The sequence below is a fragment of the Pseudonocardia sp. DxW genome (assembly GCF_058448985.1).
In genome coordinates, this window is record NZ_JBZFLK010000019.1 from 89,005 (window position 1) to 111,939 (window position 22,935).

The following is a 22,935-nucleotide window of genomic DNA, read 5'->3' on the forward strand; positions in this document are numbered from 1 at the left end:
GCTAACTGCGTTCGCGCAGGCCGCGACAGGTCCACGTCGCCCTGACGACAACTGCCGGACGGTCCAGCGGACGCTCTGCCGTCCGGTGCAGCCCGGTACTCAGGAACGCGGGCGGGCGGGTGCGTCGGTGCCCGCGGTGCGCGGCTGCGGCACCGCCGCCGCACCGCCGACCGGCGGCTGCGCGGTGACCGGCCGCACGACCAGCGAGAACCGGGCCCCGGCCGCCCCGGGGCCGACCCCCTCGACGGTCTCCTGTTGGCGGGTGTCCAGGCCGCGCGCGGTGCCGGCCGCGTGCAGCCCGTCGTGCACCGCGTCGGCGGTGTTCACCTGCCCGAAATCGCCGCGGTAGTGGTAGGCCAGCAGCGCACCGCCCGGCCGCAGCCGGTCCAGCAGGGCCGCGATGCCGACCCGCAGGGTCACCGGCTCCCAGTAGTAGAGGACGTCGCTGCAGACGATCAGGTCGAACGTGCCGTCCGGCATCTCGCGCGGCAGCGTCCGGCGGACGAACGTCCCCGACGGGACCCGGGCGGCCGCCCGCTCCACCGCCGCGGTGCAGATGTCCACGCCGAGCAGCGCGTCGGCGTGCCCGGCGAGCCGCACCGACAGGTCGCCCTCGCCGCAGCCGACCTCCAGCACCCGCCGGAACCGGCGGCCGGACAGCGCGTCCATCACGGCGGCGTACTTCTGCTGCTCGTAGGGGTTGAGCCCGATCGAGTACGGATCCGGATGCCGGTAGAGCCGGTCGTGCGTGCGCCGCCCCCAGCCGGGCTGCCAGAGCCAGGTCTGCCCGGCCCAGCGCGGGTCCGCGTCGTCCCGGCCGAGCCGGGCGAGGCCGCGGACCGGCGCCGCGGTGGCCCGGACCCCCGCGCTGAGCGTCAGCCGGGCGGCCCGGCGGGCGAGTGCGACCGGCGACGGGCGTGCGGTCTGGTCATCAGCCATCGGGGCGCTCCGGAAAGGGTGGGGAACGGGCGGTACGACCGGTGTGTCGCGCCTGGGCGGGTCGCGCGTTACCCGGAAGGCGGAGCAACCCCCGATGCGGTGATCGTCCGGGCCCGCGGTCAGCGCGCGGAGCTGCGGGCGGCGGCCTCGGCCGCGGCGCTGACGACCTGCACCTGGTCGCCGATCTGCAGGTGCTCGAAGTACGCGCGGGCGTCGGCGTCGTCGAGGTGGATGCAGCCGGCCGACGCGCGTTCCGGGTCGCCGCCGTGGAAGGCGATCCCGCCGTCCTCGAAGAACACCGACCACGGCATCTGCGCGGGCCGGCCGTCGGCGCCGAGGAACTCCTGGCTGACGTGCGTGGCCTCCTTGCGGTAGACGCGCAGCGAGTGGCCGACCGGGGTCTCCCGGCCCTGCCCGCCGGAGGCGATCGGGACCGGGCCGCGGACCACCTTCCCGTCGGTGATCAGCCAGGACCGCTGGGTGTCCAGGTCGACGCAGGCGCTGGCGGTGATCGAGCAGGGGGTGCCCGGCACCAGCGGCTGGGACCAGGCCGCCAGCGCGGCCGGGGAGGCGGCGACGGCGGTGCCGCCGAGCGCGACGCCGGCGACGGCGGTGATGCCGAGCGCGAGTGCGGCGGTGCGGCGGGTGCGCTGCCGGTCGGGGGTTGCGGCGGTGGGGGTGTCCATCCCGGGTGCTCCTCGTCGGTCCCGCGCCGCTCGGGGTGTGCGGCGCCGTGCGGTCGTCGTCGCACCGTCCGGCTGTCCGGCGCAAAGATCGACTTCTGGGGAGAGTCTGCCCGGTCGCCGGGAGGCGCCCGCAGGCGGTGCGCCCCCGTCCCGATCGTCCCCGGCTGCCCGGCGTGCCCCGGAACGCGACGACGCCGGCGTCCCTGCGGCGGGGCGCCGGCGTCGGTGGGTGTGCGCGGGTGTGCGCGGGGTGCGCCGCTACTGCGGGGTCACCTCGGCCATCTCGTTCCACACGTCGCCGTCGATGTCCTGGTAGTTGATCTTCGGCTTCTCCGAGACCACGGTCGACATGAACGGGAAGAACGTCTGCGCGTGGTCGGTGTTGACGTGCGCCGTGCCGGCGTCGCCGTCGCGGAACACCTCCACGATCACGAACTCGTTCTCCTTCTCGACGTTCTCGTGGTAGTCGAAGGAGATGTTGCCCGGCTCCGAGTTCACGTTCTTCTTGTACTCGGAGATCCCGGACAGCCACTCGTCGCGCTTGTCGGGGCGGATCTGTGCCTTGAGGACGATGAGGATCACGCCGGCCTCCTGTTCACGGTCGTCTGTTCACGGTCGTCGGGAACGTCGCGGGCGATCCTTCCACGGACCGCCCCCGCCCGTGCGTCTCAATGCGGGACGCCCGGCGCGGGCGGTGGGGGCCGAAAACCGGCTGCGCGGGATACTCCGTCCGGCCTAGGGTCCGTCGGTTGTGAGCACCCCGGGGGCCGGTCCGACGTCCGCTCGTCCACGGTGGAGGACCGTGCTGTGGGTGCTGCACGGCCTGCTCCGGTTCCTGCTGATCGTCTGGATGATCCCCTACAGCTGGTCCAAGCTGAACCTGACGCAGATGGGCCGGCTGGACTGCTCCGCGGCGCTGACCACGGTCGGCGAGAAGAGCCCGATGGGTCTGCTGTGGACGTTCATGGCGTACTCGCCGGTGGTCCAGTTCCTGGCCGGCCTGGCCGAGCTCGTCGTCGCGCTGCTGCTGGTGTTCCGGCGGACGGCGTGGCTCGGTGGCCTGCTCGGCACGGCGGCGCTGGGCACGGTCTTCCTGCTCAACATGACCTTCGACGTGCCGGTGAAGCAGCCCGCGCTGCTGCTCACGATCGGCTTCCTGCTGGTCGCGGTCCCGGAGCTGGGGCGGGTGCTGCGGTTCGTGGCCGGCCGTCCGGTCGCCGGGACCGAGGGGACGCCCCGGCTGCTGCCCTGGCCGCGGGTGCGGGCGGTGACCCGGTGGACGTCCCCGGCGCTCGGCGTGCTGGTCGTGCTGCTCGGCGGCGTCCTGTTCTGGCAGGGGCAGCCGCCGCGGGTGGAATCGGAGCTGGCGCTGCCGGGCGTCTACCGGGTGGTCGAGGACCCGGCCCCGACTGCGGCCCGGCTCGCCGACGACCCCCGCTGGCAGTCGGTCGCGTTCGGGCAGTGGGTGTACGACGGCCCGGAGATCCCGATCCCGAGCTACCCGGTCCCCGGGGCGGCCGGGCTGTCGGTCCGGCTCGCGAACGGCGATCTGGTCACCGGGAACTACCGGCCGGTCCGCGACGGCGTCGTCGAGGCCACGCTGCGGCCGGTGACCGCCGGGGCGCAGCCGATGTTCGGCGACACCGAGCGCACCGTCGAGCTGAGCTGGGAGGTCCGGCCGGACGGCCGGGTCGCACTGCGCGGCGACGGGCAGGACCTGCTGCTGGAGAGCGATCCGGAGCTGAGGTTCCTCTACGACCGCGGCTTCTCCTGGGACCTGGGCAACGAGGCCGCCGTCAACCGGTGAACCTAGGCTGGGACGCATGACGCAGGTCCGGCTCGGGCTCGCCGAGTGGACGGTCCTCGCCGTCACCGGCGAACGGCCGGTGCACGGCTTCGCGATCGCCGCGCTCACCGCCGCCGACGGGCACCTGGGCCGGGTCTGGCAGATCCCGCGGCCGGTGGTCTACCGGGCGATCGGGCGGCTGGTCGACGCCGGCCTGATCACCGCCGAGGCGGTCGAGACCGGCGGCGGGCCGCCGCGCACCCTCTACGCGTCCACCGCGTCCGGTCGCGAGCGCGTCGAGGCCTGGCTGGCCGCCCCGGTGCCGCACGTGCGGGATCTGCGCTCGGAGTTCCTGCTGAAGCTGGCCGTGCTGCACCGGCGCGGCGAGGACCCGGCGCCGCTGGTCGCGGCGCAGCGCCGGGAGCTGGAGCCGATCGTCGCGGCGCTGCGCAGCGAGCGGGACGGCACCGGGCAGGACGCCACCGGGGACTTCGACCGGATGCTCGTCACCTGGCGGCTGGTGTCCGCCGAGGCCGCGCTGGCCTTCCTCGACGAGATGTGATTCCGGCTTGACGACCCCGAACGGATACCGGATAGTTCTGGTATCCAATCGGAGGGAGCGGGCGGATGGACCTGCGCATCGGGGACCGCGAGCGCGAGCAGGCGATCGACCAGCTCGGACGACACGTCGGGGACGGCCGCCTGGACCTGGCCGAGTTCACCGAGCGCAGCGGCCGGGTGACCGCGGCCCGCACCCGGGCCGAGCTGGCCGCCGTGCTGGCCGACCTGCCGCGACTGCCGGATCCGGCGCGCGCCGCCCGGGGCAGGCGGATCGCGCTCACCGCCGCCTGGGGCCCGTGGCTGCTCACCGGCCTGATCTGCCTGGTGGTCTGGACGGCCGTCGCGCTCGGCGGCGGGGGCCTGCACAGCTGGCCGCTGTGGGTGCTCGGGCCGTGGGGTGCGCTGCTCGTGCTGGGCACCGTCGTGGCACCGGCGATGCCGGTCCCGCCGTCCTGGGATGGGCCGCGCCCGGAGCGGGTATGCCGGATGCATGGCCCGACGTGACCTGACCTGGATCCCGCGCCTGCTCGGCGCGGCCACCGCCGCCTACGGCGCGGCGATCACCGCCAAGCCGGAGCTGTTCCTGCGCCCCACCGGGCTGGTCGGCGACGGCGGCGAGCCGACCTCCGAGCAGCGGACGTTCACGATGGCGGTCGGCGGCCGGGACATCGCATCCGGCCTGGCCATGCTGTTCGCGCCGGCCGGCACCCCGTTGAAGACGGCGATCGCCGTCCGGGTCGGTGCCGACGTCGCCGATCTCGCGGTGCTCGGCTCCCGGCTGCCCGACCGGGACGCCCGGGAGAAGGCGACCATGGTCGCGGCCGGCTGGGGTGCGCTCTGCGCGCTGTCGTTCCTCGCGGCCGGCCGGCCGCAGCGGGGGTTGCTCCGGCGCTGATCATCGGGCTGCTCCCGGCGCTGCGGTGCACCCCGGCATATGACAGCCGGGCCGGTCTCCACGATGATCGGCGGATGGCCACGAGTACCGGGGGCGACCCCCACCTGGAACGCGCGTACACGCTGAGCGGCCCGGACGACGCCCGTGCCCTCTACGACGACTGGGCCGCCACCTACGACGCCGACCTGACCGGCGACGCCCAGGGCTACGTCGCACCGTCGGTGACCGCCGACGCCGTCGTCGCCGCGGCCGGGACCGGCGGCGAGGTGCTGGACGCCGGCTGCGGCACCGGCCTGGTCGGCGTCGAGCTGAACCGGCGCGGGGTCGGCACGATCGACGGGCTGGACCTCTCGCCCGGGATGCTGGAGCAGGCCCGCGCGACCGGCGTCTACCGCGACCTGCGCGAGGCCGACCTGACGGCCGCGCTGGAACTCCCGGACGACCGCTACGACGTCGTCGTCTGCGTCGGGACGCTCACCCACGCACATGTCGGGCCGTCGGCGCTGGCCGAGTTCGCCCGGGTGATCCGGCCGGGCGGGTTCCTGGTCGCGACCGTGCTGGACGACGTGTGGGAGTCCGGCGGCTACCGCGCCGAGGTGGACCGGCTGTGCGCGGGCGATCTCGTCGAGGCGGTCTCCATCGAGATCGCCCCCTACCGCTCCGGCCAGCAGGTGGACTGCCGGCTGCTGGTCCTGAGGGTGCGGTAGCGGTGAGCTCCGCGAGTGTCGATCGCGGCCCGGTCGTCGGGCGCCGCATCCTGATCGTGCTGCTGGCGCTCACCGCGCTGGTGCACGCCCGGCTGGCCGCCGGCACCGGCGCCGAGGGGCCGATCCTGGCCGCGCTGGACGGGATCGTCGCCATCGTCGCGGGTGTCGCGCTGGCCATGGTGGTCCGCCACGCCGACGCGTCGGCGCTGCTGACCGCCGCCGTCGCGGGTGGTCTCGGGGTGGCGCTGTTCCTGGTGCCCGGCCTGGTCTCGGTCGCCGGCGGCGGTTCCTGGACGGCCTGGCTGGACCCGTGGATGTTCGGCGCGCTGCTGCTGGACGCGATGGTCGTCCGGGTCGCCGTGTTCACCATGCGCAAGGTCGGTGATCCGGGCCGGAAACCCCGCTGAACATCTCCGGAATGAAAGCAAGACGATCCGGGCCGTGATCGTCCGTGATCGTCGTTATCCGGTTCTGACCTGGAACGACGGGGATTCTCGTTATCCCGGTGTGATACGTCACCGGGGCTCGGCTTGACCCGATCTCGGGATGTCGGCGACCTTCGTGGTCGCTCCCCGCCGTTCCGCGGTGGGAGCGTGCACCGAAGCGCCGGAACCACCACGCCAGGACGGCCCCGTCCCATGGTCACCGGCCAGTCGATCCGCCACGGACGGGACGGGGCCGCGGGCCACGGGCGCAGCTCCGTGAGACCGGACGTCGCTCCCCGCGTCGGACGGCCCGCCCGGAAAGCCGTGGGTCCGGATCCAGGTGAGAATCACGATGAGCAGCACCCGTATGTCCATCCGTGGGCGTTTTGTCGGAACTCTGACGGCCGGCATCCTCGCGTTCGGGGCCCCGCTCGCCCTGGCCGGCACCGCGAACGCCGCCCCCGAGACCTCGACCCCGGTCGCGCCGGCCGCCGCCGTCGCGCCCGGCCAGTCGGTGCCCACCTCCACGTGGGACAAGCTCGCCGAGTGCGAGTCCAGCGGCGACTGGAGCATCAACACCGGCAACGGCTACTCCGGTGGCCTGCAGTTCCTGCCGTCGACCTGGAAGGCGTACGGCGGCAGCGGCGAGGCGCACAACGCCAGCAAGGCCGAGCAGATCCGCGTCGCGGAGAACGTGCTCGAGGGCCAGGGCTGGGGCGCCTGGCCGTCCTGCGCCAGCCAGCTCGGCCTGCGCTGAGCCACGGCACCCGCGGGGACGGGCGGCGACCGGTGCGTCCGGCGCCGCCCGTCGTCGTCCGCGGGACCGGTCAGGCGGTGCGCAGCCCGGCGACGGTGTCGTGCACCAGCGCCGGATCGGCGTCGTAGGGGGTGTTCAGCGACACCCGGTCGACCAGCCCGTCGTAGCGCGCGACGATCCCGGCGGCCACCTCCTGCGGGGTGCCGGAGACCGCGAACAGGTCCAGCACGTCGTCGTCGACGAGACCGGCCATCTCGTCCCAGGCCTGCTGCCGGGACAGCCGGTTGAGCCGGTCCGCCAGCTCGCCGCGGCCGTGGTGCTCCAGCACCGGCCGGTACGGCGGGGTGGACGCGTAGAACGCGATCTGCCTGCGCACCCCGGCCGCGGCGGCGGCCCGGGCGTCCGGATCGGCGCCGAGCACCACGAACACCGGCAGGCACACGTCGAAACCGTCGAGCGTGCCGGTGTCGCCGCGGCCGCGGCGCAGTGCGGGCAGGGTGACCTCCGCCAGGTACGACGGCGAGGTCAGCGAGTGCGCCAGCAGGCCGTCGGTGACCCGGCCGGCCACCTCGGTCATCCGCTCGCCGACGGCGGCGAGCATCACCGGCGGCGTGCCGTGCGGGTTGGGGCCGGGCGAGAAGAACTCGGTCATCAGGGTGTGCGAGTAGAACTCGCCCTCGTAGCGCAGCCGGTCGCCGGTCGCCCACGCGTCCCAGATGGCGCGCAGCGCCAGCACGAAGTCCTCCATCCGCGCCGCCGGCCTGCTCCACGGCATCCCGAACCGGCGCTCGATGTGCGGCTTCACCTGCGAGCCGAGCCCGAGATCGAACCGGCCGCCGGAGACCAGCGTGACGTCGTTGGCCTGGTAGGCGAGCGTCATCGGGTTCCGGGCGAAGGCGACCGCGATCGCCGACTGCAGCCGGATCCGGCTGGTCGCGCGGGCGGCGAGGGCGAGCGCGACGAAGGCGTCGTGCGAGGTCTCCGGCACCGAGAGGGTGTCGTAGCCGTCCTTCTCCGCCTCGACCGCGGTCTGCTCGGTCTCCAGCGGGCCGGCCGAGAAGCCTCCGGTGGTGTCGACGCGCACTATTCGTCCTTCCGTTCGGGGACGACCCGGTCCAGCCAGGTCTGCAGGTCCGCGACGATCTCGTCGCGGTTGGTCTCGTTGAACACCTCGTGCCGGGCGCCCGGCCAGATCCGGAGCGTCACGTCGTACAGCCCGGCCGCGGCGTAACGCTCGGTGAGCGGGCGGACCAGTGCCAGGCCCGCGTTGACCGGGTCCTCGTCGCCGAGGACGACGTACACCGGCAGGCCGCCGGGGATCCGCTTCAGGGTCGCGACGTCGGCGAGCGGGCGGGCCGCGGCGAACATCGCCCGGGTGCCGGGCAGGTCCAGGCCGAAGCCGCAGCGCGCGTCGCCGACGTAGGCGTCCACCTGGGCCGGGTCGCGGGACAGCCACTCGAACCCGGTGCGCTGCTCGAACGGCGCGTTGAACGACGACAGGTCCAGCGGGCCGGACAGGTCCAGGCCCTGCTCCATCAGGTCGAGCACGGCGGTGCCGGACAGCACGACCGCGTCCGGCGGGTCGACGTCGGCGACCAGGTGCTGCTGCACCGCGAACGACCCCATGCTGTGCCCGAGCAGCACCAGCGGGGCGCCCGGGTGCGCTGTCCGGGCGTGCCCGGACAGCAGCCCGACGTCGGTGACGAGCTGGTCCCAGCCGTCCTCGCCGAGCACGCCGTAGCCGTCCGGGCCGCCGGCCGTCGCGCCGTGCCCGCGGTGGTCCTGGGCGTACACGGCGAAGCCGCGCCCGGTCAGCTGCTCCGCGAGCGCGACGTAGCGCAGCGCGTGCTCGCCCATGCCGTGGGTGAGCTGGACGATCCCGCGCACGGCCCCGCCGTCCGCGTGGTCGGGGAGCCACCGGTAGGCGGTGACGGCGGTGCCGTCGCGGCCGGTGAAGGTGAAGGTCTCGGTCGTCATGGGAGCGCACCGCCGTTGGTGTCGGATCGGACTCGCCCGGATCGTCCGCCACGGCGTGACGGGTGGTCAATGCCCGCTGGTCAACCCCCGCTGGGGACCGCCGCGGCCGCCTCGCACCCCGGAGGTTGTCTCGCACCCCGTCGTCGGTGTCGCACCGTCTCCACACGGTGCGCCGTCGAGCCGGAGGTGCGATGTGGTCCGGTCGGGGTGCGGCGGCGCGGTCGGGGTGCGGCGCGGGCCGGACCCGGTGGCGGGATCAGGGTGCGGTCCGGTCCAGCCCGGCGGCCAGCCTGCGGGTCAACGGGTCCGGCGCGTCCCACCGGGCGCCCGGGATCCCGTCCTCCCGCACCTCGCGCACCCACTGGATCCCGCGCAGCGCGTTGACCAGGAAGAACCCGTCGGTGCGGGCCAGCGCGGCGAGCGGCAGCGGGGCGATCCGGACGGCGTCCGGCGGCAGCAGGTCGAGCACCGCGCGGCGCCCGACCCCGGGCAGGATCCGCCCGTCCAGCGGGGGCACCCACAACCGTCCGTCGTGGACGGCGGCGATCGCGGAGCGGGCCGACTCGAGGATGTTCCCGGCCGGATCGCACAGCAGCGGGGTGTGCTCGCCGGACGCCTCCTCGTGCCCGGTCAGCCAGCGCCGGTCGGCGAACTTGTGCGACTCGCCGTCGGTGCCGCGGCGGACGTCGAGCACCAGCCCGGGCCGGCCGTCGAGCGGCACCGGGCCGGGCCAGGCGGTCGCGTGCACGACGACCCGCGCCGGATCCCCGGGCAGCGCCTCGACCCGGAGCCGGTGGTGGCCGGTCAGCCCGCCGGCCGCGGCGGTGATCTCGGCCTCCAGCGGCGCGGTCAGCACCCGGCCGGTGACGGCCAGATAGCTGCGCCGCAGCCGGGCGGCGTGTTCGCCGATCCGGCCCACCCGGCCGTCGGTGCAGGCCAGCGTCTCGAACAGGCCGGCAGCGCGCTCCGCGGGGCGGGTCACCGTGACCGGCGGCGGGGGCGGCGGGCCGCCCAGCGCCGCGAGCACCGGCGCCGCCTTGGTGAGGCACTCGGCGAACTCCTCGGCCGGGTCGGAGTCGACGGTGATCCCGCCGCCGACGCCGAGCCGTCCGCGCCGGGTCCCGTCCGGACCGGCCGGGCCGAGATCGAGGGTGCGGATCGCGACGTTCAGCTCCAGCCCGGCCAGCGGGCTGATCCCGCCGACGGCCCCGGTGAACAGGCCGCGCTCCCGGCCCTCGCACTCCGCGATCACCTCGCACGCCCGGATCTTCGGTGCGCCGGTGACCGAGCCGGGCGGGAACGCGGCGGCGAGCAGGTCGTGATCGGTGACGTCCTCGCGCAGCGTCGCGCACACCTCGGAGACCAGGTGCCACACCCCGGGATGCGGCTCCACCCCGAGCAGCCGACCGGTCCGGACGCCGCCGGGTACCGCGACCCGGGCCAGGTCGTTGCGCATCAGGTCGACGATCATGACGTTCTCCGCGGCGTCCTTCACCGAGGCCGCGAGCCGGCGCCGCTCCTGCTCGTCGTCCGTGCCGGTGCGCGGGCGGGTGCCCTTGATCGGCGCCGTGCGGACCCGGTCCCCGGTGCGGTGCAGGAAGAGCTCGGGGCTCGCGCTGAGCGCGACCCGGCCGGGCGCGACGACGAGTGCCGAGCGGGCCGGCGGCGCGTCGCCGACCAGCGCCGCCCACGCGTCGTGCACGTCGCCGTGCAGCCGGACCCGCAGCTCGGTCGCGATGTTCGCCTGGAAGATCTCGCCGCGCCGGATCTCGGAGATGCACCGCTCGACGGCGGCCAGGTGCGCGTCCCGGTCCGGCCACCGCTCGACCTCCAGCCGCACCGGCGCGGCGGGGCCGGGCCGCTCCGTGGTGCTGCGCGCGCCCCGGTCCTGGTCCAGGTCCGCGAGCAGCTCGGCGAGCCGTCGCTCCGCCGAGTCCTCGTCGGGGTGCACCGGGAGATCCCCGGACCCGCCGGTCCCGCCGGACACCAGCGCCTCGAACCACCAGCGTTCCCCGTCGTGCCGCAGCACGTCCCGGTACCAGCCCAGCACCGATCCGGGCCGGATCCCGGGCTCGGCGTAGTCGAGCGCGCCGAACCAGCCGCCGCCCACCCCCCGGTGCCCCGGGCCGGAACCCGGCCGGGGCACCGAACCGAGCACCGCGAACGGATCCGCCCCCGGCGGTGCGACCAGCGCCGGATCGCAGGCCACCAGCGCACCCCAGGCCCAGCCACCGGCGAACGCGACCATCCGCTCACGGTGGGCGAGCCGGCGGACCAGCTCGGCGACCCCCGCGGTGACGGGCAGCGGTCGCGCGTGCAACCGGGTCCGGGCCGGTGCGGGAGCAGGGGTGGTCACCGCCAGAGCATGCTGACCCGATCGGCGGCCGGGAAGGGGCCGGTGGCGTAGTGCACGTCGACGCAATGACCCACAGAGCCCCCGGCCGGCCCCCTCAGACCCAGCTCGCGGGCCGGCGGGCGATCGCGTGGATCCGGTCCACCTCCCCGGGATCGAGTACCGGGGCCATCCCGCGCAGGGCGGGCACCAGCGCGCCCTCGGTCGCGACGACCACGTCGTCCGGCCAGCGGCGCACCCGTACCGGCGTGCCCACCACCGCGATCACCGGACGCACCGGCACCCCGGCACCGTCCGGCCCCAGCCGGGGCAGCAGCAGCTCGCGCACCCGGTCGGCCTCGGTGCGGGCCCGCGGCACGGCGTCGGTCGCGGTGCCGGAGACGACCAGCCGGTCGCCGTCGAGCAGGACCGTGCGGTGCCGGTGGTGCCTGGTGTTGATCACGCAGATCCCCGGCGGGCCGATCAGCACGTGATCGAGATCCGCGGCCCCGCCGTCCAGCGGGACGGAGTGCAGCACCCGCCAGCGCGGTGGCCGGTGCAGCAGCCGGTCGCGGCGGGTGCGGCCGGTCAGCGGCTCCAGGAGCCGGGCGGTGCGCAGCTCGCCGTCGGCGCCGAGCCGCCAGTTGCGGTCCGGCAGGCCGGTGCCGCGGACGTGCGCGGCGACGTGCCCGGCCCGGCGGCCGGGGTGGTGCCGGGCGAGGTCGATGGTGCGGGAGCGGTCGATCAGCGGGCTGGTGTCGGTCATGCCGGGAGTGTGGACCCGACCCCCGACAGGAAACGTCTGCGCGGCGGTACCGTCGGTCCCGGGGTGATCGCCGATGGACGATGCGGACCCGCGTTCCGAGTCGCCGGTGGAGCGCGCGATCCGGGAGGCCGTCGAGCGGGGCGAGTTCGACGACCTGCCCGGCCGGGGCAAGCCGCTCCCGGGCGCCGGGCGGACCGGCCCGGTCGACGCGAACTGGTGGGTGCGCGGCTACCTGGAGCGCGAGGGCCTCCCCGGCGAGGCGCTGCTGCCGCCGGCCGTCCAGCTCCGCAAGGAGCTCGACCGGATCGACGGGACCGTCGCCCGGTTCACCGACGAGCGCCGGGTCCGCGACCACGTCGAGGAGATCGACGCGCGGGTCGTCGATCACATGCGGTACCCGGTCGGGCCGTGGGTGCCGATCCGCAGGCCGGACGCCGACGCGATCGTCGCCCGGTGGCGGGCCGCCCGGGAGCGTCCCCGGCCGACGCCCGCCGGACCGTCCGCCCGGTCCGGCGCCGGGGACGACGGCACCGCGGCGCCGGACCGGCGCCGGTGGTGGTCCCGGCGCCGCTGACCGCCGGCCGGCCGGCCACCACCCGGTCAGGCGCGGGCCGGGATCCGGGGCGCGAAGTGCCCCGGCGACGCCAGCGGCCGGTCGGTCTCCAGCAGCGTCTTCAGCGCGGCGAGGATCGCGGGCCAGCCCTCGCCGACGTCGCGCATGTCCTGGTCGCCCTGCTCGTCCGGGGTGAACCCGGTGTGCACGACCCGCAGCCGCACCGCCTCGTCGCCGAACGGGTCGACGGTGAACTCGACGAGCGTCGGCGGTCGTCCGCGCTCCTCCTCGGCACGTCCGGTGAAGGTGTAGGAGAGCCGGCGCGGCGGCTCGACGGCGACGATCTCGCCGACGAAGTCCTCCCGGTCCGGATGCAGTGCCTCCAGCCTGCTGCCGACCCGCCAGTCCGAGGTCAGCTCGGCGCCGCCCCAGTACTGCATCGTGAACTCGGGCGTGGTCAGCGCCCGGAACACCTGTTCGGCGGTGCTGCGGATGTAGGTGGTGTAGACGTAGCTGCGGTCACTCGGTTCGGTCATCGCCGTCCTCCAGCGCGGCGCGCAGGGCGGTGATCGCCTGCACCCGGCTGCGCTCGAACTTCCCGATCCACCGGTCGTGGATCTCCTGGATGGGCACCGGGTCGAGATGGTGGAGCTTCTCCCGGCCGCGGCGTACGGCGGACAGCAGCCCGGCCGACTCCAGCTGCGCGACGTGCTTGGACACGGCCTGCCGGCTCATCCCCAGCCCCTCGCACAGCTCGCCGAGCGTCTGCCCGCCCCGTTCGTGCAACCGGTCGAGGATGCGGCGCCGGGTCGGGTCCGCGAGGGCCCGGAAGACGGCGTCCACGTCGGTCACGGGACCAATTATGCAACCAAATGGTTGCGTGTCAACCGCGGCGCAGCCGTCCCCACGGCTTCTCCACCGACAGCACGGTGGCCGACAGCAGCATCACCTGGTGCAGTGCCGCGCTGAGCAGCAGCGGCCACAGCAGCGACGGATCGGCCGCGGCGGCGTCGATCCAGCCGGTGTTCAACGCGACCGAGCCGGCGATGACGGCGAGCGAGAGCACCGTCTTGGCGACGACCCAGCGGTACCGGAACAGTCCCCACGGCGTCCCGATCCCGAGCGCGGCCCCGGTGAGCACGGTCCCGACCGCGAAGAACGGGACGAGACCGCCGCCGACCAGCGCCATCGCGGGCACCGCGAACTCCGATCCCGATCCCTGGAGCAGTGCCGCGGCCGGGAGCACGAGCAGCACCGTGGACAGGCCGGTCCAGCCGATCGCCAGCACCACGTGCGCGGTCCGCAGCACCGCGCGCGGGCGGCGGCCCAGCCGGCGCGGTGCCGCCGCCGTGCCGGCCCGCCGCTCGACTGCCCCGGTCACCGGAGCTCGTCGGGCACGGTCGCGTCCGGCGAGGGCTCCCGCTCGGCCCGGCGGGAGTGCACGAACAGGATCAGCAGCATCAGCAGCACCGGTCCGACCGGCACGAACGGGGCGGCGCCGAGCAGCCAGGGCAGCACCATCAGCAGGAACACCGCGGCGGTCACCCCGCCGTGCACGGCCAGGATCCGGCGGGCCCGCGGCGTCAGCGGCCCGCGCCGGGGGCGCGGCGGCCGGGCCGGCCGGGGCAGGTCGGAGACCAGCGGGACCAGCTCGTCGCGGGTCCGCGCGGCGTACGCGGCGGCCTGCCGCTCGTCGGCCTCGACCAGGGTCAGCCTGCCCTCGGCGGCGGCCGCCCGCAGCCGGTTGGTCACGTGCTCGCGTTCGGCGTCCGAGGCGAGCACGGCGTCCCCTCCGGGCGGGACGGTCCGGTGCGCACCGGCCGGTGCGGCCGGGGCGGGCGGGGCGGGCGGGGCGGGCGGGCCGGAGGTGTCTGAGGTGTCGGATGCGTCGGGATCGGTGGTCACTGTGTCGGTCATGCCGGTCAGCGTGGCGGCGGGGCCGGGGCCGGCGCGTCCGTCGGTGGTCGCCGATCGGCCTGCTGCCCCGGTGCCGGTCGGACCCTCCCGGGTACTCCCGGTGCGGTAGCGCGGCCGTCTCCGCGCGGACGACGCAGATCGTCGGTCCTCCGGTCTACCGTGACGCCCGTGCCCACCCCGACCCGTCCGAGCTGGTGGGGCGGGGTGCTGCGGACCCTCGTCCTGCCGGCCGTGGTCGCGCTGCTCACCGCGGGCGGCACCGCGTTCGCGCTGCACCGGCCGTGGGACGCGGCTCCGGCCGGCACGCTGGACGGGATCGGGATCGCGCTGCTCGCGGCCGGGCCGCTCGCCCTGGTGTTCCGCCGGGCGAACCGGGTCGCGGCGCTCGCGGTGGCCGCCGGCGCGGTGGTCGTCTACTTCGGGCTGGGCTACCCGCCGGCCGGGCCGACCGGGCTCGCCTTCGCGGTCGCGCTGGTCTCCGCGGTGGCGGCCGGGCACCACCATCGGGCGCTCGCGGTGGTCGGTGCCGCAGCCGTGACGCTGCTCGGCTGGCTGCTGCTGACCGGCCGTGCGGTGCCGTGGGCCGCGACCGGGCCGCTGCTCGCCTGGATCGCCGTGCTGTTCGCCGCCGGGCTGCTGTGGCGGGTCCGCCGGGAGCAGATCGAACAGGCCCGCCTCGCCGCCGAGCAGGAGCGCCACCGCCGGATCGGGGAGGAGCGGCTGCGGATCGCCCAGGAGCTGCACGACGTGCTCGGCCACCACGTGTCGCTGATCAACGTGCAGGCCGGGGTGGCGCTGTTCCTGATGGACGACGACCCGGAGCAGGCCCGCACCGCGCTCACCGAGATCAAGCGGGCCAGCCGGGACCTGCTGCGCGAGATGCGTTCCACCCTCGGCGTGCTGCGCGGGGTCGACGAGGCGGCGCCCCGGTTGCCCACCCCCGGACTGGACCGGCTCGACGCACTGCTCGACGAGGCCCGGGCCGCCGGGCTGCCGGTGCGCCGGGACACCACCGGCGAGCCGCGGCCGCTCCCGACCGGCACCGATCTCGCCGCGTACCGGATCGTGCAGGAGTCGCTGACCAACACCCGCAGGCACGCCGGTGCGGCGACCGCGGTCGTCACCCTGACCTACTCGGCGGACTCCCTGGAGCTGCGGATCGACGACGACGGCCGCGGCCCGGCCGAGGGCGTCGCCGACGGCACCGGACTGACCGGCATGCGGGAGCGGGCCCGCTCGGTCGGCGGCACCCTGGAGGCCGGCCCGGGGCCGTCCGGCGGGTTCCGGGTGCTCGCCACCCTCCCGGCGGGGAGGGTGGACCGGTGATCCGGGTGCTGCTGGCCGACGACCAGGCCCTCGTCCGGTCCGGGTTCCGGGCGCTGCTCGGGTCCCAGCCGGACCTGGCCGTCGTCGCCGAGGCCGCCGACGGCGCCCAGGCGATCGCCGCCACCCGCGAGCACCTGCCGGACGTGGTGCTGATGGACATCCGGATGCCCGGCACCGACGGCATCACCGCGACCCGCGAGATCAGTGCCGATCCCGCGCTGGGCGCGGTGCGGGTGATCGTGCTGACCACCTTCACCGACGACTCGTACGTGTTCGACGCGATCCGCGGCGGCGCCAGCGGCTTCCTGGTGAAGGACGCCGAGCCGGCCGACCTGATCCGGGCGATCCGGGTCGTGCACGACGGCGAGGCGCTGCTCGCGCCGGGCGTCACCCGTACCCTGATCGCCGAGTTCGCCGCCCGGTCCCGCGGCGGCCCGGCCGGTGCCGCGCGCCTGGGCGCGCTGACCGACCGGGAGCGGGAGGTGCTCGTCGAGGTCGCCGCCGGACTGTCCAACGACGAGATCGCCGCCCGCCTGCACATGAGCCCGACCACCGCGAAGACGCACGTCAGCCGCTCGATGAGCAAGCTCGGCGCGCGGGACCGGGCGCAGCTGGTGGTGCTGGCCTACGAGTCCGGGCTGGTCCGCCCGGGCTGGACCGGGTGAGGTGGCAGGATCGCGGGGGTGACCACCGTGTACGTGTTCAACGGTCCGAACCTCAACCTGCTCGGCGTCCGCAAGCCGGAGGTGTACGGCACGACCGTGCTCGCCGACGTCGAGGCGCTCTGCGCGACGACCGCCGCCGGGCACGGCCTGGAACTCGACTTCCGGCAGACCAACCACGAGGGCACCCTGGTCGACTGGATCCAGGAGGCCGGCGCCGCGGTGAAGCGCGGCGACGCGCTCGGCCTGGTGCTGAACGCGGCCGCCTACACCCACACCTCGGTGGCGCTGCACGACGCGATCGAGGGCGCCGAGCTGCCCACCGTCGAGGTGCACATCTCGAACGTGCACGGCCGGGAGGGCTTCCGGCACCACTCCTACGTGTCGCCGGTGGCGGCCGGGATCGTCGTCGGGTTCGGGGTGGACGGCTACGCGCTCGCCATCGACGGCCTGGTCCGCAAGCTCCGCCCGGTGCGCTCCGCCTGATCGCGCGCTGCGCCCGGCCCGGGCGCGCAGCACTCCCGGGCCGCGGCCGGCTCAGCCCTCCATCGCCGAGACGTCCATCCACACGAACTCCCAGCGGTGACCGTCCGGGTCGTCGACGCTGCGGCCGTACATGAAGCCGTGGTCCTGGGTCTTCCCGCCCTGGGTGCCGCCGGCGGCCAGACCCGCCTCGGCGAGCCGGTCCACCTCGTCCCGGCTCTCCACGCCCAGCGCGTTGATCACCTCGCGGGCGCCGCCCGGGTCGGCGGTGCCGGACTGCTCGGTGAACTCGATGAACCGCTTCTCCACCATCACCATGACGACGATCGCGTCGCTGATCACGAAGGACGCGGTCTGCTCGTCGGAGAACTGCTCGTTCAGCGTGAAGCCGAGCGAGGAGTAGAAGGTCGTGGCGACCGCGAGGTCGGCGACGGGCAGGTTGACGAAGATCGAGCTGGGCATCGCGGGCTCCTGTGCTCCGGGGCGCCGTCGTCGGCGCCGTTACGAGAGGAAGGACCGGGACGGCGCCGGGAAGTCATCGGTGACGATCCGGCAGGATCGGGGCATGACCGTCAGGTGGGGAATCGTCGGACCGGGCCGGATCGCCGACGCCGTCGTGCGGGACTTCCCGCACGTGCCCGGCGCCGAGGTGGTGGCCGTGGCGTCGCGTTCCGCGGAACGCGCCGCGGCGTTCGCGGACCGGCACGGCATCGCCCGCACGCACACCGGGTACCGGGCGGTCCTGGACGACCCGGAGATCGACGTCCTCTACGTCGCCACCCCGCACCCGCAGCACCGCGCCGTCGCGCTGGCCGCGATCGAGGCCGGCAAGGCGGTCATGGTCGAGAAGTCGTTCACGGTCAGCTCGGTGGCCACCCGGGAGATCGCCGCGGCGTCCCGGCGCACCGGTGTCTTCGCGATGGAGGCCATGTGGACGCGGTTCTTCCCGGCGATCGTCCGGCTCCGCGAGCTGGTCGCCGAGGGCGCGATCGGCGAGGTCCGGTCGGTGCAGGCCGATCTCGGCGTGCGGAACCTGTCCGACGCGGGCGACCGCTACCTCGCCCCCGAGCTCGGCGGCGGCGCGCTGTTCGATCTCGGCGTCTACCCGATCTCGTTCGCGCAGATGGTGCTGGGCGATCCCTCGGTGATCGCCGCGACCGGCGCGCTCGCGCCGACCGGCGTCGACCTGGAGGAGTCGATCCTGCTGGGCTGGCCGGACGGCCGCAGCGCCGCCCTGCAGGCGAGCCTGCGGTGCGCGATGCCCGGCTCGGCCCGGGTGATCGGCACCGAGGGCTGGATCGAGGTGCCGCCGCGCTTCCACCATCCGGACCGGATCGAGCTGCACCGGCACGGCGCCGAGCCCGAGGAGATCGTGCTGCCCGCCACCGGCGGCGGTTACTCGCACGAGATCGCCGAGGTCACCCTGCGGGTCGCGGCCGGGGAGCAGGAGAGCCCGGTGATGCCGCTGGCCGACACGATCACCGTGCAGGACGTGATGGCGGCCGTCGCCGACCAGCTCGGGATGGTCCCGGAGGAGGGCCCCGCCACCCTGTGACCGGTCCGGGTGGACGATCTTTACCCGGCGCAACGACGGGTGTAGACCGGGCGGGTGCCCGATCCCACGACGACCCCACCGCGTGAGAAGACCTTCCTCGGTCATCCCGCCCAGCTCGGGACGCTGTTCGGCGTCGAGATGTGGGAGCGCTTCTCGTTCTACGGCATGCAGGCGATCCTGCTGCTGTACATGTACTACTCCGTCACCGACGGCGGCCTCGGCTACGACCAGGGCGTCGCGGCGGGTGTGGTGGGCGCCTACGGCGGCACCGTCTACCTCTCGACGATCCTCGCCGCCTGGGCCGGTGACCGGCTGTTCGGCCCGGAGCGGGTGCTGTTCGGCAGCGCGATCTCGGTCATGGCCGGGCACGTCGCGCTGGCCCTGCTGCCCGGCGGGACCGGCCTGGCCGTCGGCCTCGTCCTGGTCGCGCTGGGCAGCGGCGGCATCAAGGCGAACGCCTCGACCATCATCGCGATGCTCTACGCCCCCGGCGACGACCGCCGCGACGCCGGGTTCTCGATCTTCTACCTGGGCATCAACATCGGCGCGCTGGCCGGCCAGCTGCTCACCCCGGCCCTGCAGACGGCCGCCGGGTTCCACTGGGGCTTCGGCCTCGCCGCCGTCGGGATGGCGCTCGGCCTGGTCCAGTACACGGTCGCCCGCCGGAACCTGCCGCCCGAGGGGCGGATCGTGCCCAATCCGCTCCCGCCCGCCGGACGGATGCGGGCCGGCCTGATCGGCGCCGCCGCGGTCGTCGTGCCGGTGGCGCTGACGCTCGCCGGGGTGATCACCGCCGGGCGGCTGGACTACATCGTCACCGGCATCGTCGCGGTCGCCGCCGTCGGCTACTTCACGCTGCTGCTCACCAGCCCGAAGGTGGACCGGACCGAGCGCAGGCGGGTGCTGGCGTTCCTGCCGATGTGGGTCGCCAGCGCCGTGTTCTGGGCGATCTTCCAGCAGATCTTCACGGTCCTGACGATCTACGCCGACCAGCGGCTGGACCGCTCGGTGTTCGGCCTGTTCGTGCTGCCCGCGGGATCGGTGCAGGCGATCGAGCCGCTGTTCGTCGTGCTGCTCGCCGGGGTGTTCGCGACGGTCTGGACGCGACTGGGGCCGCGCCAGCCGTCGTCGCCGACGAAGATGGCGATCGGCACGATCGTGGTCGGGATCGGCTTCCTGCTGTTCGTCCCCCTGGCCGGCACCGGCCCGAACGGCACCCCGCTGCTCGCGGTCGCCGGCATCCTGCTGGTCTTCTGCGTGGCCGAGCTGTTCACCTCGCCGGTCGGCCAGTCGCTGTCCACCAAGCTGGCGCCGCAGGCGTTCCGGACCCAGATGGTGGCGCTGTTCTTCCTGTCCGTCTCGATGGGCACGGTGCTCGCCGGGGTGCTCGCGCAGTTCTACAGCGCGGAGAACGAGATCGCCTACTTCGGCATCACCGGCGCCGTCGCGATCGTGGTCGGGCTGGTGGTGATCGCGGCGGTCCCGCGGCTGAAGGTGCTCATGGCCGGCGTCCGCTGATCGAACGCCGGTTCGAGTTGTCCCCAGCTGTGTGCACACCTGTGGACAACCCGGACCGGCCTGTGGACAACCATCACCGACGACGGGTGCGCCGGACCGAGGGCTGGTCCAGTCCGTCCCCGGTCATCTCCCGGGCGACCCGCACGACGTGCGCGCGGACGTCCGGATCCAGGTCGGCGACCCGCAGTGCCAGCAGTTCGAGGATCGAGGCCAGGCCGAAGGCGAACTCCGGGCGGGCCAGGCCGGCGTAGTGCGCCTGGACCGCCTCGTGGCGCAGCCGGGCGGCGGCCGCGAGCACGGTCTCCCGGTCGGTGCGCAGCGCGGCGGACCGGCGTCGTTCGTGGGCGTTCATGCTCCCCCGTGGGTGGGCGTCGGGTCCGGCCCGGGGGAGCGGGCGCCGGACCAGGGTGCATCCCGGCCCCGCCCCGCCGCCAGGGGTGTGCCCGAGATGTCGCACACACGTTCGACTGGATGTGGACTCAGAGCAGCAGCAGCGCCACGGCGAGTGCCGAGGTCGCCGTCCGGAGGTGGTTCGCCCGCGTCCATCGCCGGTCGAACGCCGACCACGGGCCGCCGCGGTCCAGCGCGGTGTTGAGCGGGATGTTCACCGCCGCGGTGACGGCGAAGCCGGCCAGCCCGGCCACCGCCCCGGCGATCCGCAGCGGCTCCCCGTGCAGCGCCCCGGTGACCAGCGCCGCGCCGCAGGCGAGCGCGGTCCCGGCGAACAGCGTCCCGAACACCGGGTTCAGGATCACCCGGTTGACCTCGCGCATGGTGGCGGCCGCCTCGGCGTCCGGCCGGCGGCGCAGGGCGGGCATTACCGCCGTCGTGAACGCCAGGTAGACCCCGCCGAGCAGGCCGGACCCGGCGGCGGCGAGCGCGGCGCTCATGCGACCGCCTCCGCCACCCATGCCTCGACCGTCAGCAGTCCCCCGGCGTCGCCGCGCGGTGCGTGTGCGCGCACCCGCCCGTCGTTGAACGCCCGGTTCATCGCCACCTGCAGCCGGGCGACGTCCGGGGGCAGGCCCGCGTCCAGCAGCACCGCGGTCAGCTCCGCGTCGGGGAGCCGGGTGTAGCCGGCGCCCGGCACGCCGAGTGCCGGGCCGAGCGCGGCGACCACCTCGGGCACCGTCCGGTCGGCGGGCCCGGGCACCTCGACGACGGCCGGTCCGGCCGGGTCGAGCAGCGCGGCCGCGGCGGCCCTGCCGACGTCGCGGGTGGCGACCATCGGCAGCGCCCGGTCCCGGTCGATCGAGTCGGCGTGCCCGCCGTGGGCCCGGATCGTGTCGAACGCGGGCCGGAACGACTCCAGGAACAGGCCCGGCCGGATCCGGGTGACCCGGGCGTCCAGCGTCGCCAGCCGCTGCTCCTGCTCGTACAGGCCGCCGAGGAAGCCGGTGCCGGACAGGTCCGGCCCGCCCGGGATCTCGGCGCCCAGCGAGCTGAGCGCGACCACCCGGCCGATCCGCGCGCCGCGCAGTGCCGCGACCACCGCCTCGCCCACCCGGCGCTGGTGCGCGGCGTGGTCCGGTTCGGACAGGTCGAGCGGCTGCAGGGTGAAGGCGGCCGCGGCGCCGTCGAACGCGCGGAGCAGGAAACCGGTGTCGGTGATGTCGCCGGTGCACGGCTCGGCGCCGGCCGCGGCCGCGGCGGCCAGCCGGTCCGCGTCGCGCCCGACCGCCCGCACCGCGACGCCGGCCGCCCGCAGCTCGCGGACGACCTGCGAGCCGACGTTCCCGGTCGCCCCCAGAACGGTGATCACGATGGTCCCCTCTCGTCGATGTGGATCCAGCATCTCCGCCAGGTACCGGACGCACGATCGCTGTTCGTCCACAGTTCCTGCTTGTTCGTCCACAGCTGGGGATCGACTGTGGACGGGCTGTCATGCTGTGCCTCATGCAGACCGCGCCGCCGTTCCCGGCCGCCGACCCGGTCGGTGAGGCGCTGCACGTGTTACGGATGGACGGCGTCTTCTACTGCCGCTCCGAGCTCGGCGAGCCGTGGGGGATGACGCTGCCCGCGACACCCGGCTGCCTGTGGTTCCACGTCGTCACCTCCGGGGGCTGCCGGCTGACGGTCGGCGGGCACGACGACCTGCTGCTGCGCCCCGGCGAGCTCGCGCTCGTCCCGCAGGGCGCCGGGCACGTGCTGCGCAGCGCCCCGGAGGTGTTCGCGCCGGACATCCGGTCGATCCCGCATCCGATGCTGGACGGCCGCTACGCGCTGCTCCGGCACGGCGGCGACGGCCCGGTGACCCGGATGGTGTGCGGGGCCGTCCGGTTCGGCCATCCCGCGGCCGGCGATCTCGTCGACCGGCTGCCCGGCCTGATCCGGGTCGAGCCGTCGCCGGTCGGCGACCGGGTGCAGGACACCCTGCGGCTGATCGCCGCCGAGGTGGAGGAGGGCGGCCCCGGCGCCGCCGCGGTGATCACCCGGCTGGCCGACGTGCTGGTCATCCAGGCCGTCCGCGGCTGGCTGGAACGCGACGCGGCGGCCCGCACCGGATGGCTCGGCGCGCTCGCCGACGACCGGATCGGCCGCGCGCTCGCCGCGGTGCACCGGGAGCCGGACCGGGACTGGACGGTCGCGTCGCTGGCCGCGACGGCGACGATGTCCCGGTCGGCGTTCGCCGCCCGGTTCACCGAGCTGGTCGGCGAGCCGGCGATGGCCTACGTGACCCGCTGGCGGATGCACGCGGCCGTCGACGTCCTGTCGGGGGGAGATGTCACGGTGGCCGAGGCCGCCCGGCGGTTCGGCTACCGCTCGGAGGCGGCGTTCGCGCGGGCCTTCGTCCGGGTGGTCGGCGAGCCCGCCGGGCGGGTGCGGCGTCGGGCGGCGGCCCGGGGACCGGCCGGGCTCGGTGCGTTCGCCGAGGCGATCTGACCGTTCGTCCGGCTCCGCGGGGTGTCGCACACACGTTCGACGCAGGGGTGTTACGCTGCGACGACGCGACCGGGGTGCGGTCGCCGATACTGCTCGATCGCCCGCTATCGAGCAGTATCGTGACAACGGTAGAGAGTGGTATGCGCCGCCATCGAGCATGCTCGATGGCGAAGTGTTCACGTGTCTCGGCCATGAGCTAGAAAGCGG

Annotated in this window: 29 protein-coding genes; 14 read left to right on the forward strand and 15 right to left on the reverse strand. The window is 75.0% G+C overall.

All coding sequences use genetic code 11. The features are described 5' to 3' along the window. Positions 1-99: 99 nt before the first annotated feature. The 3 genes from ACVJO7_RS25825 to ACVJO7_RS25835 form a co-directional block, all read right to left on the reverse strand. Positions 100-939, reverse strand: a complete 840-nt coding sequence (locus ACVJO7_RS25825; RefSeq protein WP_491675024.1) for a class I SAM-dependent DNA methyltransferase — start codon at positions 937-939, stop codon at positions 100-102. Positions 940-1,058: 119 nt separating this feature from the next. After that, positions 1,059-1,625, reverse strand: coding sequence for a L,D-transpeptidase (locus tag ACVJO7_RS25830; protein ID WP_491675025.1), 567 nt, complete (start codon positions 1,623-1,625; stop codon positions 1,059-1,061). 258 nt (positions 1,626-1,883) lie between these two features. Continuing rightward, complete coding sequence (locus ACVJO7_RS25835) at positions 1,884-2,207, reverse strand: putative quinol monooxygenase (protein WP_344021591.1); 324 nt, start codon at positions 2,205-2,207, stop codon at positions 1,884-1,886. Positions 2,208-2,427: 220 nt separating this feature from the next. On the opposite strand from ACVJO7_RS25835, the gene ACVJO7_RS25840 reads away from it, so the two are divergent. From ACVJO7_RS25840 to ACVJO7_RS25870, 7 genes are all read left to right on the forward strand, one after another. After that, a complete protein-coding gene (locus ACVJO7_RS25840; protein ID WP_491675026.1) occupies positions 2,428-3,432 on the forward strand; it encodes a hypothetical protein in 1,005 nt (334 codons plus the stop codon). Positions 3,433-3,448: 16 nt separating this feature from the next. Further along, entirely contained in the window at positions 3,449-3,973 is a 525-nt protein-coding gene (locus tag ACVJO7_RS25845) for a PadR family transcriptional regulator (RefSeq protein WP_344021588.1), read from the forward strand. Between the two features lie 65 nt (positions 3,974-4,038). Then, on the forward strand, positions 4,039-4,476 hold the full coding sequence (locus ACVJO7_RS25850) for a DUF1707 SHOCT-like domain-containing protein (protein WP_344021586.1): 438 nt from the start codon (positions 4,039-4,041) through the stop codon (positions 4,474-4,476). Then, the gene (locus tag ACVJO7_RS25855) at positions 4,463-4,867 is read left to right on the forward strand and encodes a hypothetical protein (protein ID WP_344021584.1); all 405 of its coding nucleotides are present in this window, start codon (positions 4,463-4,465) and stop codon (positions 4,865-4,867) included. The genes ACVJO7_RS25850 and ACVJO7_RS25855 overlap by 14 nt, the downstream gene beginning before the upstream one ends. A 74-nt stretch (positions 4,868-4,941) precedes the next feature. Continuing rightward, positions 4,942-5,574 (forward strand): class I SAM-dependent DNA methyltransferase, encoded by a 633-nt coding sequence (locus ACVJO7_RS25860; protein WP_344021582.1) that lies wholly within the window; start codon positions 4,942-4,944, stop codon positions 5,572-5,574. Between the two features lie 2 nt (positions 5,575-5,576). Beyond that, positions 5,577-5,981, forward strand: coding sequence for a hypothetical protein (locus tag ACVJO7_RS25865; RefSeq protein ID WP_491675027.1), 405 nt, complete (start codon positions 5,577-5,579; stop codon positions 5,979-5,981). A gap of 370 nt (positions 5,982-6,351) precedes the next feature. Continuing rightward, positions 6,352-6,756 (forward strand): transglycosylase family protein, encoded by a 405-nt coding sequence (locus ACVJO7_RS25870; protein WP_425563604.1) that lies wholly within the window; start codon positions 6,352-6,354, stop codon positions 6,754-6,756. Between the two features lie 70 nt (positions 6,757-6,826). Here the strand turns inward: ACVJO7_RS25870 and ACVJO7_RS25875 are convergent, their stop codons facing one another. From ACVJO7_RS25875 to ACVJO7_RS25890, 4 genes are all read right to left on the reverse strand, one after another. Beyond that, complete coding sequence (locus tag ACVJO7_RS25875; protein WP_491675028.1) at positions 6,827-7,840, reverse strand: TIGR03617 family F420-dependent LLM class oxidoreductase; 1,014 nt, start codon at positions 7,838-7,840, stop codon at positions 6,827-6,829. Continuing rightward, entirely contained in the window at positions 7,840-8,733 is an 894-nt protein-coding gene (locus ACVJO7_RS25880; RefSeq protein ID WP_491675029.1) for an alpha/beta fold hydrolase, read from the reverse strand. Before ACVJO7_RS25880 ends, ACVJO7_RS25875 begins: the two co-directional genes overlap by 1 nt. Positions 8,734-8,989: 256 nt before the next feature. After that, positions 8,990-11,089, reverse strand: a complete 2,100-nt coding sequence (locus ACVJO7_RS25885) for a chorismate-binding protein (protein WP_491675030.1) — start codon at positions 11,087-11,089, stop codon at positions 8,990-8,992. Positions 11,090-11,183: 94 nt separating this feature from the next. Further along, positions 11,184-11,831 (reverse strand): nuclease-related domain-containing protein, encoded by a 648-nt coding sequence (locus ACVJO7_RS25890; RefSeq protein WP_344021572.1) that lies wholly within the window; start codon positions 11,829-11,831, stop codon positions 11,184-11,186. A gap of 73 nt (positions 11,832-11,904) precedes the next feature. Between ACVJO7_RS25890 and ACVJO7_RS25895 the strand changes: the two genes are divergently transcribed. Beyond that, on the forward strand, positions 11,905-12,405 hold the full coding sequence (locus ACVJO7_RS25895; RefSeq protein ID WP_491675031.1) for a DnaJ family domain-containing protein: 501 nt from the start codon (positions 11,905-11,907) through the stop codon (positions 12,403-12,405). A gap of 26 nt (positions 12,406-12,431) precedes the next feature. On the opposite strand, the gene ACVJO7_RS25900 is transcribed toward ACVJO7_RS25895, so the two are convergent. Genes ACVJO7_RS25900 through ACVJO7_RS25915 form a run of 4 tightly spaced genes read right to left on the reverse strand, consistent with a single transcriptional unit; the run spans position 12,432 to position 14,301 of the window. Then, positions 12,432-12,920, reverse strand: coding sequence for an SRPBCC family protein (locus tag ACVJO7_RS25900; RefSeq protein ID WP_491675032.1), 489 nt, complete (start codon positions 12,918-12,920; stop codon positions 12,432-12,434). Further along, positions 12,904-13,236 (reverse strand): ArsR/SmtB family transcription factor, encoded by a 333-nt coding sequence (locus ACVJO7_RS25905; RefSeq protein WP_344021568.1) that lies wholly within the window; start codon positions 13,234-13,236, stop codon positions 12,904-12,906. Before ACVJO7_RS25905 ends, ACVJO7_RS25900 begins: the two co-directional genes overlap by 17 nt. A 31-nt stretch (positions 13,237-13,267) precedes the next feature. After that, the gene (locus ACVJO7_RS25910; protein ID WP_491675033.1) at positions 13,268-13,765 is read right to left on the reverse strand and encodes a hypothetical protein; all 498 of its coding nucleotides are present in this window, start codon (positions 13,763-13,765) and stop codon (positions 13,268-13,270) included. After that, entirely contained in the window at positions 13,762-14,301 is a 540-nt protein-coding gene (locus ACVJO7_RS25915) for a DUF1707 SHOCT-like domain-containing protein (RefSeq protein ID WP_491675034.1), read from the reverse strand. The genes ACVJO7_RS25910 and ACVJO7_RS25915 overlap by 4 nt, the downstream gene beginning before the upstream one ends. A 168-nt stretch (positions 14,302-14,469) precedes the next feature. Here ACVJO7_RS25915 and ACVJO7_RS25920 point away from each other — a divergent pair, with 168 nt between their 5' ends. From ACVJO7_RS25920 to aroQ, 3 genes are read left to right on the forward strand one after another with little or no spacing between them, the layout of a single operon-like run. After that, positions 14,470-15,627, forward strand: a complete 1,158-nt coding sequence (locus ACVJO7_RS25920) for a sensor histidine kinase (RefSeq protein ID WP_491675035.1) — start codon at positions 14,470-14,472, stop codon at positions 15,625-15,627. Continuing rightward, positions 15,624-16,292, forward strand: coding sequence for a response regulator transcription factor (locus ACVJO7_RS25925; RefSeq protein ID WP_344021561.1), 669 nt, complete (start codon positions 15,624-15,626; stop codon positions 16,290-16,292). The genes ACVJO7_RS25920 and ACVJO7_RS25925 overlap by 4 nt, the downstream gene beginning before the upstream one ends. A gap of 9 nt (positions 16,293-16,301) precedes the next feature. Further along, positions 16,302-16,775 carry a type II 3-dehydroquinate dehydratase gene (aroQ, locus tag ACVJO7_RS25930; protein ID WP_491675065.1) on the forward strand — a complete coding sequence of 158 codons (474 nt, stop codon included), beginning with the start codon at positions 16,302-16,304 and terminating at the stop codon, positions 16,773-16,775. Positions 16,776-16,826: 51 nt separating this feature from the next. Here aroQ and ACVJO7_RS25935 read toward each other — a convergent pair whose 3' ends face one another. Continuing rightward, positions 16,827-17,234, reverse strand: coding sequence for a VOC family protein (locus ACVJO7_RS25935; protein ID WP_344021559.1), 408 nt, complete (start codon positions 17,232-17,234; stop codon positions 16,827-16,829). Between the two features lie 103 nt (positions 17,235-17,337). Between ACVJO7_RS25935 and ACVJO7_RS25940 the strand changes: the two genes are divergently transcribed. Then, the gene (locus ACVJO7_RS25940; protein ID WP_491675036.1) at positions 17,338-18,327 is read left to right on the forward strand and encodes a Gfo/Idh/MocA family protein; all 990 of its coding nucleotides are present in this window, start codon (positions 17,338-17,340) and stop codon (positions 18,325-18,327) included. A 54-nt stretch (positions 18,328-18,381) separates the two neighbouring features. After that, positions 18,382-19,845: a peptide MFS transporter gene (locus ACVJO7_RS25945; protein WP_491675037.1), complete on the forward strand. Its 1,464-nt coding sequence runs from the start codon at positions 18,382-18,384 to the stop codon at positions 19,843-19,845. 73 nt (positions 19,846-19,918) lie between these two features. Here ACVJO7_RS25945 and ACVJO7_RS25950 read toward each other — a convergent pair whose 3' ends face one another. From ACVJO7_RS25950 to ACVJO7_RS25960, 3 genes are all read right to left on the reverse strand, one after another. Then, positions 19,919-20,197, reverse strand: coding sequence for a hypothetical protein (locus ACVJO7_RS25950; RefSeq protein WP_344021554.1), 279 nt, complete (start codon positions 20,195-20,197; stop codon positions 19,919-19,921). A gap of 127 nt (positions 20,198-20,324) precedes the next feature. Continuing rightward, positions 20,325-20,735: an anthrone oxygenase family protein gene (locus tag ACVJO7_RS25955; protein ID WP_491675038.1), complete on the reverse strand. Its 411-nt coding sequence runs from the start codon at positions 20,733-20,735 to the stop codon at positions 20,325-20,327. Next, on the reverse strand, positions 20,732-21,607 hold the full coding sequence (locus ACVJO7_RS25960; RefSeq protein ID WP_491675039.1) for an NAD(P)H-binding protein: 876 nt from the start codon (positions 21,605-21,607) through the stop codon (positions 20,732-20,734). The genes ACVJO7_RS25955 and ACVJO7_RS25960 overlap by 4 nt, the downstream gene beginning before the upstream one ends. A gap of 134 nt (positions 21,608-21,741) precedes the next feature. Here ACVJO7_RS25960 and ACVJO7_RS25965 point away from each other — a divergent pair, with 134 nt between their 5' ends. Continuing rightward, a complete protein-coding gene (locus ACVJO7_RS25965; protein WP_491675040.1) occupies positions 21,742-22,728 on the forward strand; it encodes an AraC family transcriptional regulator in 987 nt (328 codons plus the stop codon). The last annotated feature ends 207 nt before the right edge of the window (positions 22,729-22,935 follow it).

Excerpts from the sequence above, each read along its gene's own strand:
- ACVJO7_RS25880 (WP_491675029.1), bottom strand. The coding sequence starts at position 8,733 with ATGACGACCGAGACCTTCACCTTCACCGGCCGCGACGGCACCGCCGTC.
- ACVJO7_RS25900 (WP_491675032.1), bottom strand. The coding sequence starts at position 12,920 with ATGACCGAACCGAGTGACCGCAGCTACGTCTACACCACCTACATCCGC.
- ACVJO7_RS25955 (WP_491675038.1), bottom strand. The coding sequence starts at position 20,735 with ATGAGCGCCGCGCTCGCCGCCGCCGGGTCCGGCCTGCTCGGCGGGGTC.
- ACVJO7_RS25830 (WP_491675025.1), bottom strand. The coding sequence starts at position 1,625 with ATGGACACCCCCACCGCCGCAACCCCCGACCGGCAGCGCACCCGCCGC.
- ACVJO7_RS25940 (WP_491675036.1), top strand. The coding sequence starts at position 17,338 with ATGACCGTCAGGTGGGGAATCGTCGGACCGGGCCGGATCGCCGACGCC.
- ACVJO7_RS25890 (WP_344021572.1), bottom strand. The coding sequence starts at position 11,831 with ATGACCGACACCAGCCCGCTGATCGACCGCTCCCGCACCATCGACCTC.
- ACVJO7_RS25895 (WP_491675031.1), top strand. The coding sequence starts at position 11,905 with ATGGACGATGCGGACCCGCGTTCCGAGTCGCCGGTGGAGCGCGCGATC.
- ACVJO7_RS25860 (WP_344021582.1), top strand. The coding sequence starts at position 4,942 with ATGGCCACGAGTACCGGGGGCGACCCCCACCTGGAACGCGCGTACACG.
- ACVJO7_RS25915 (WP_491675034.1), bottom strand. The coding sequence starts at position 14,301 with ATGACCGACACAGTGACCACCGATCCCGACGCATCCGACACCTCAGAC.
- ACVJO7_RS25825 (WP_491675024.1), bottom strand. The coding sequence starts at position 939 with ATGGCTGATGACCAGACCGCACGCCCGTCGCCGGTCGCACTCGCCCGC.
- ACVJO7_RS25850 (WP_344021586.1), top strand. The coding sequence starts at position 4,039 with ATGGACCTGCGCATCGGGGACCGCGAGCGCGAGCAGGCGATCGACCAG.
- ACVJO7_RS25965 (WP_491675040.1), top strand. The coding sequence starts at position 21,742 with ATGCAGACCGCGCCGCCGTTCCCGGCCGCCGACCCGGTCGGTGAGGCG.
- ACVJO7_RS25845 (WP_344021588.1), top strand. The coding sequence starts at position 3,449 with ATGACGCAGGTCCGGCTCGGGCTCGCCGAGTGGACGGTCCTCGCCGTC.
- ACVJO7_RS25935 (WP_344021559.1), bottom strand. The coding sequence starts at position 17,234 with ATGCCCAGCTCGATCTTCGTCAACCTGCCCGTCGCCGACCTCGCGGTC.
- ACVJO7_RS25870 (WP_425563604.1), top strand. The coding sequence starts at position 6,352 with ATGAGCAGCACCCGTATGTCCATCCGTGGGCGTTTTGTCGGAACTCTG.
- ACVJO7_RS25950 (WP_344021554.1), bottom strand. The coding sequence starts at position 20,197 with ATGAACGCCCACGAACGACGCCGGTCCGCCGCGCTGCGCACCGACCGG.
- ACVJO7_RS25855 (WP_344021584.1), top strand. The coding sequence starts at position 4,463 with ATGGCCCGACGTGACCTGACCTGGATCCCGCGCCTGCTCGGCGCGGCC.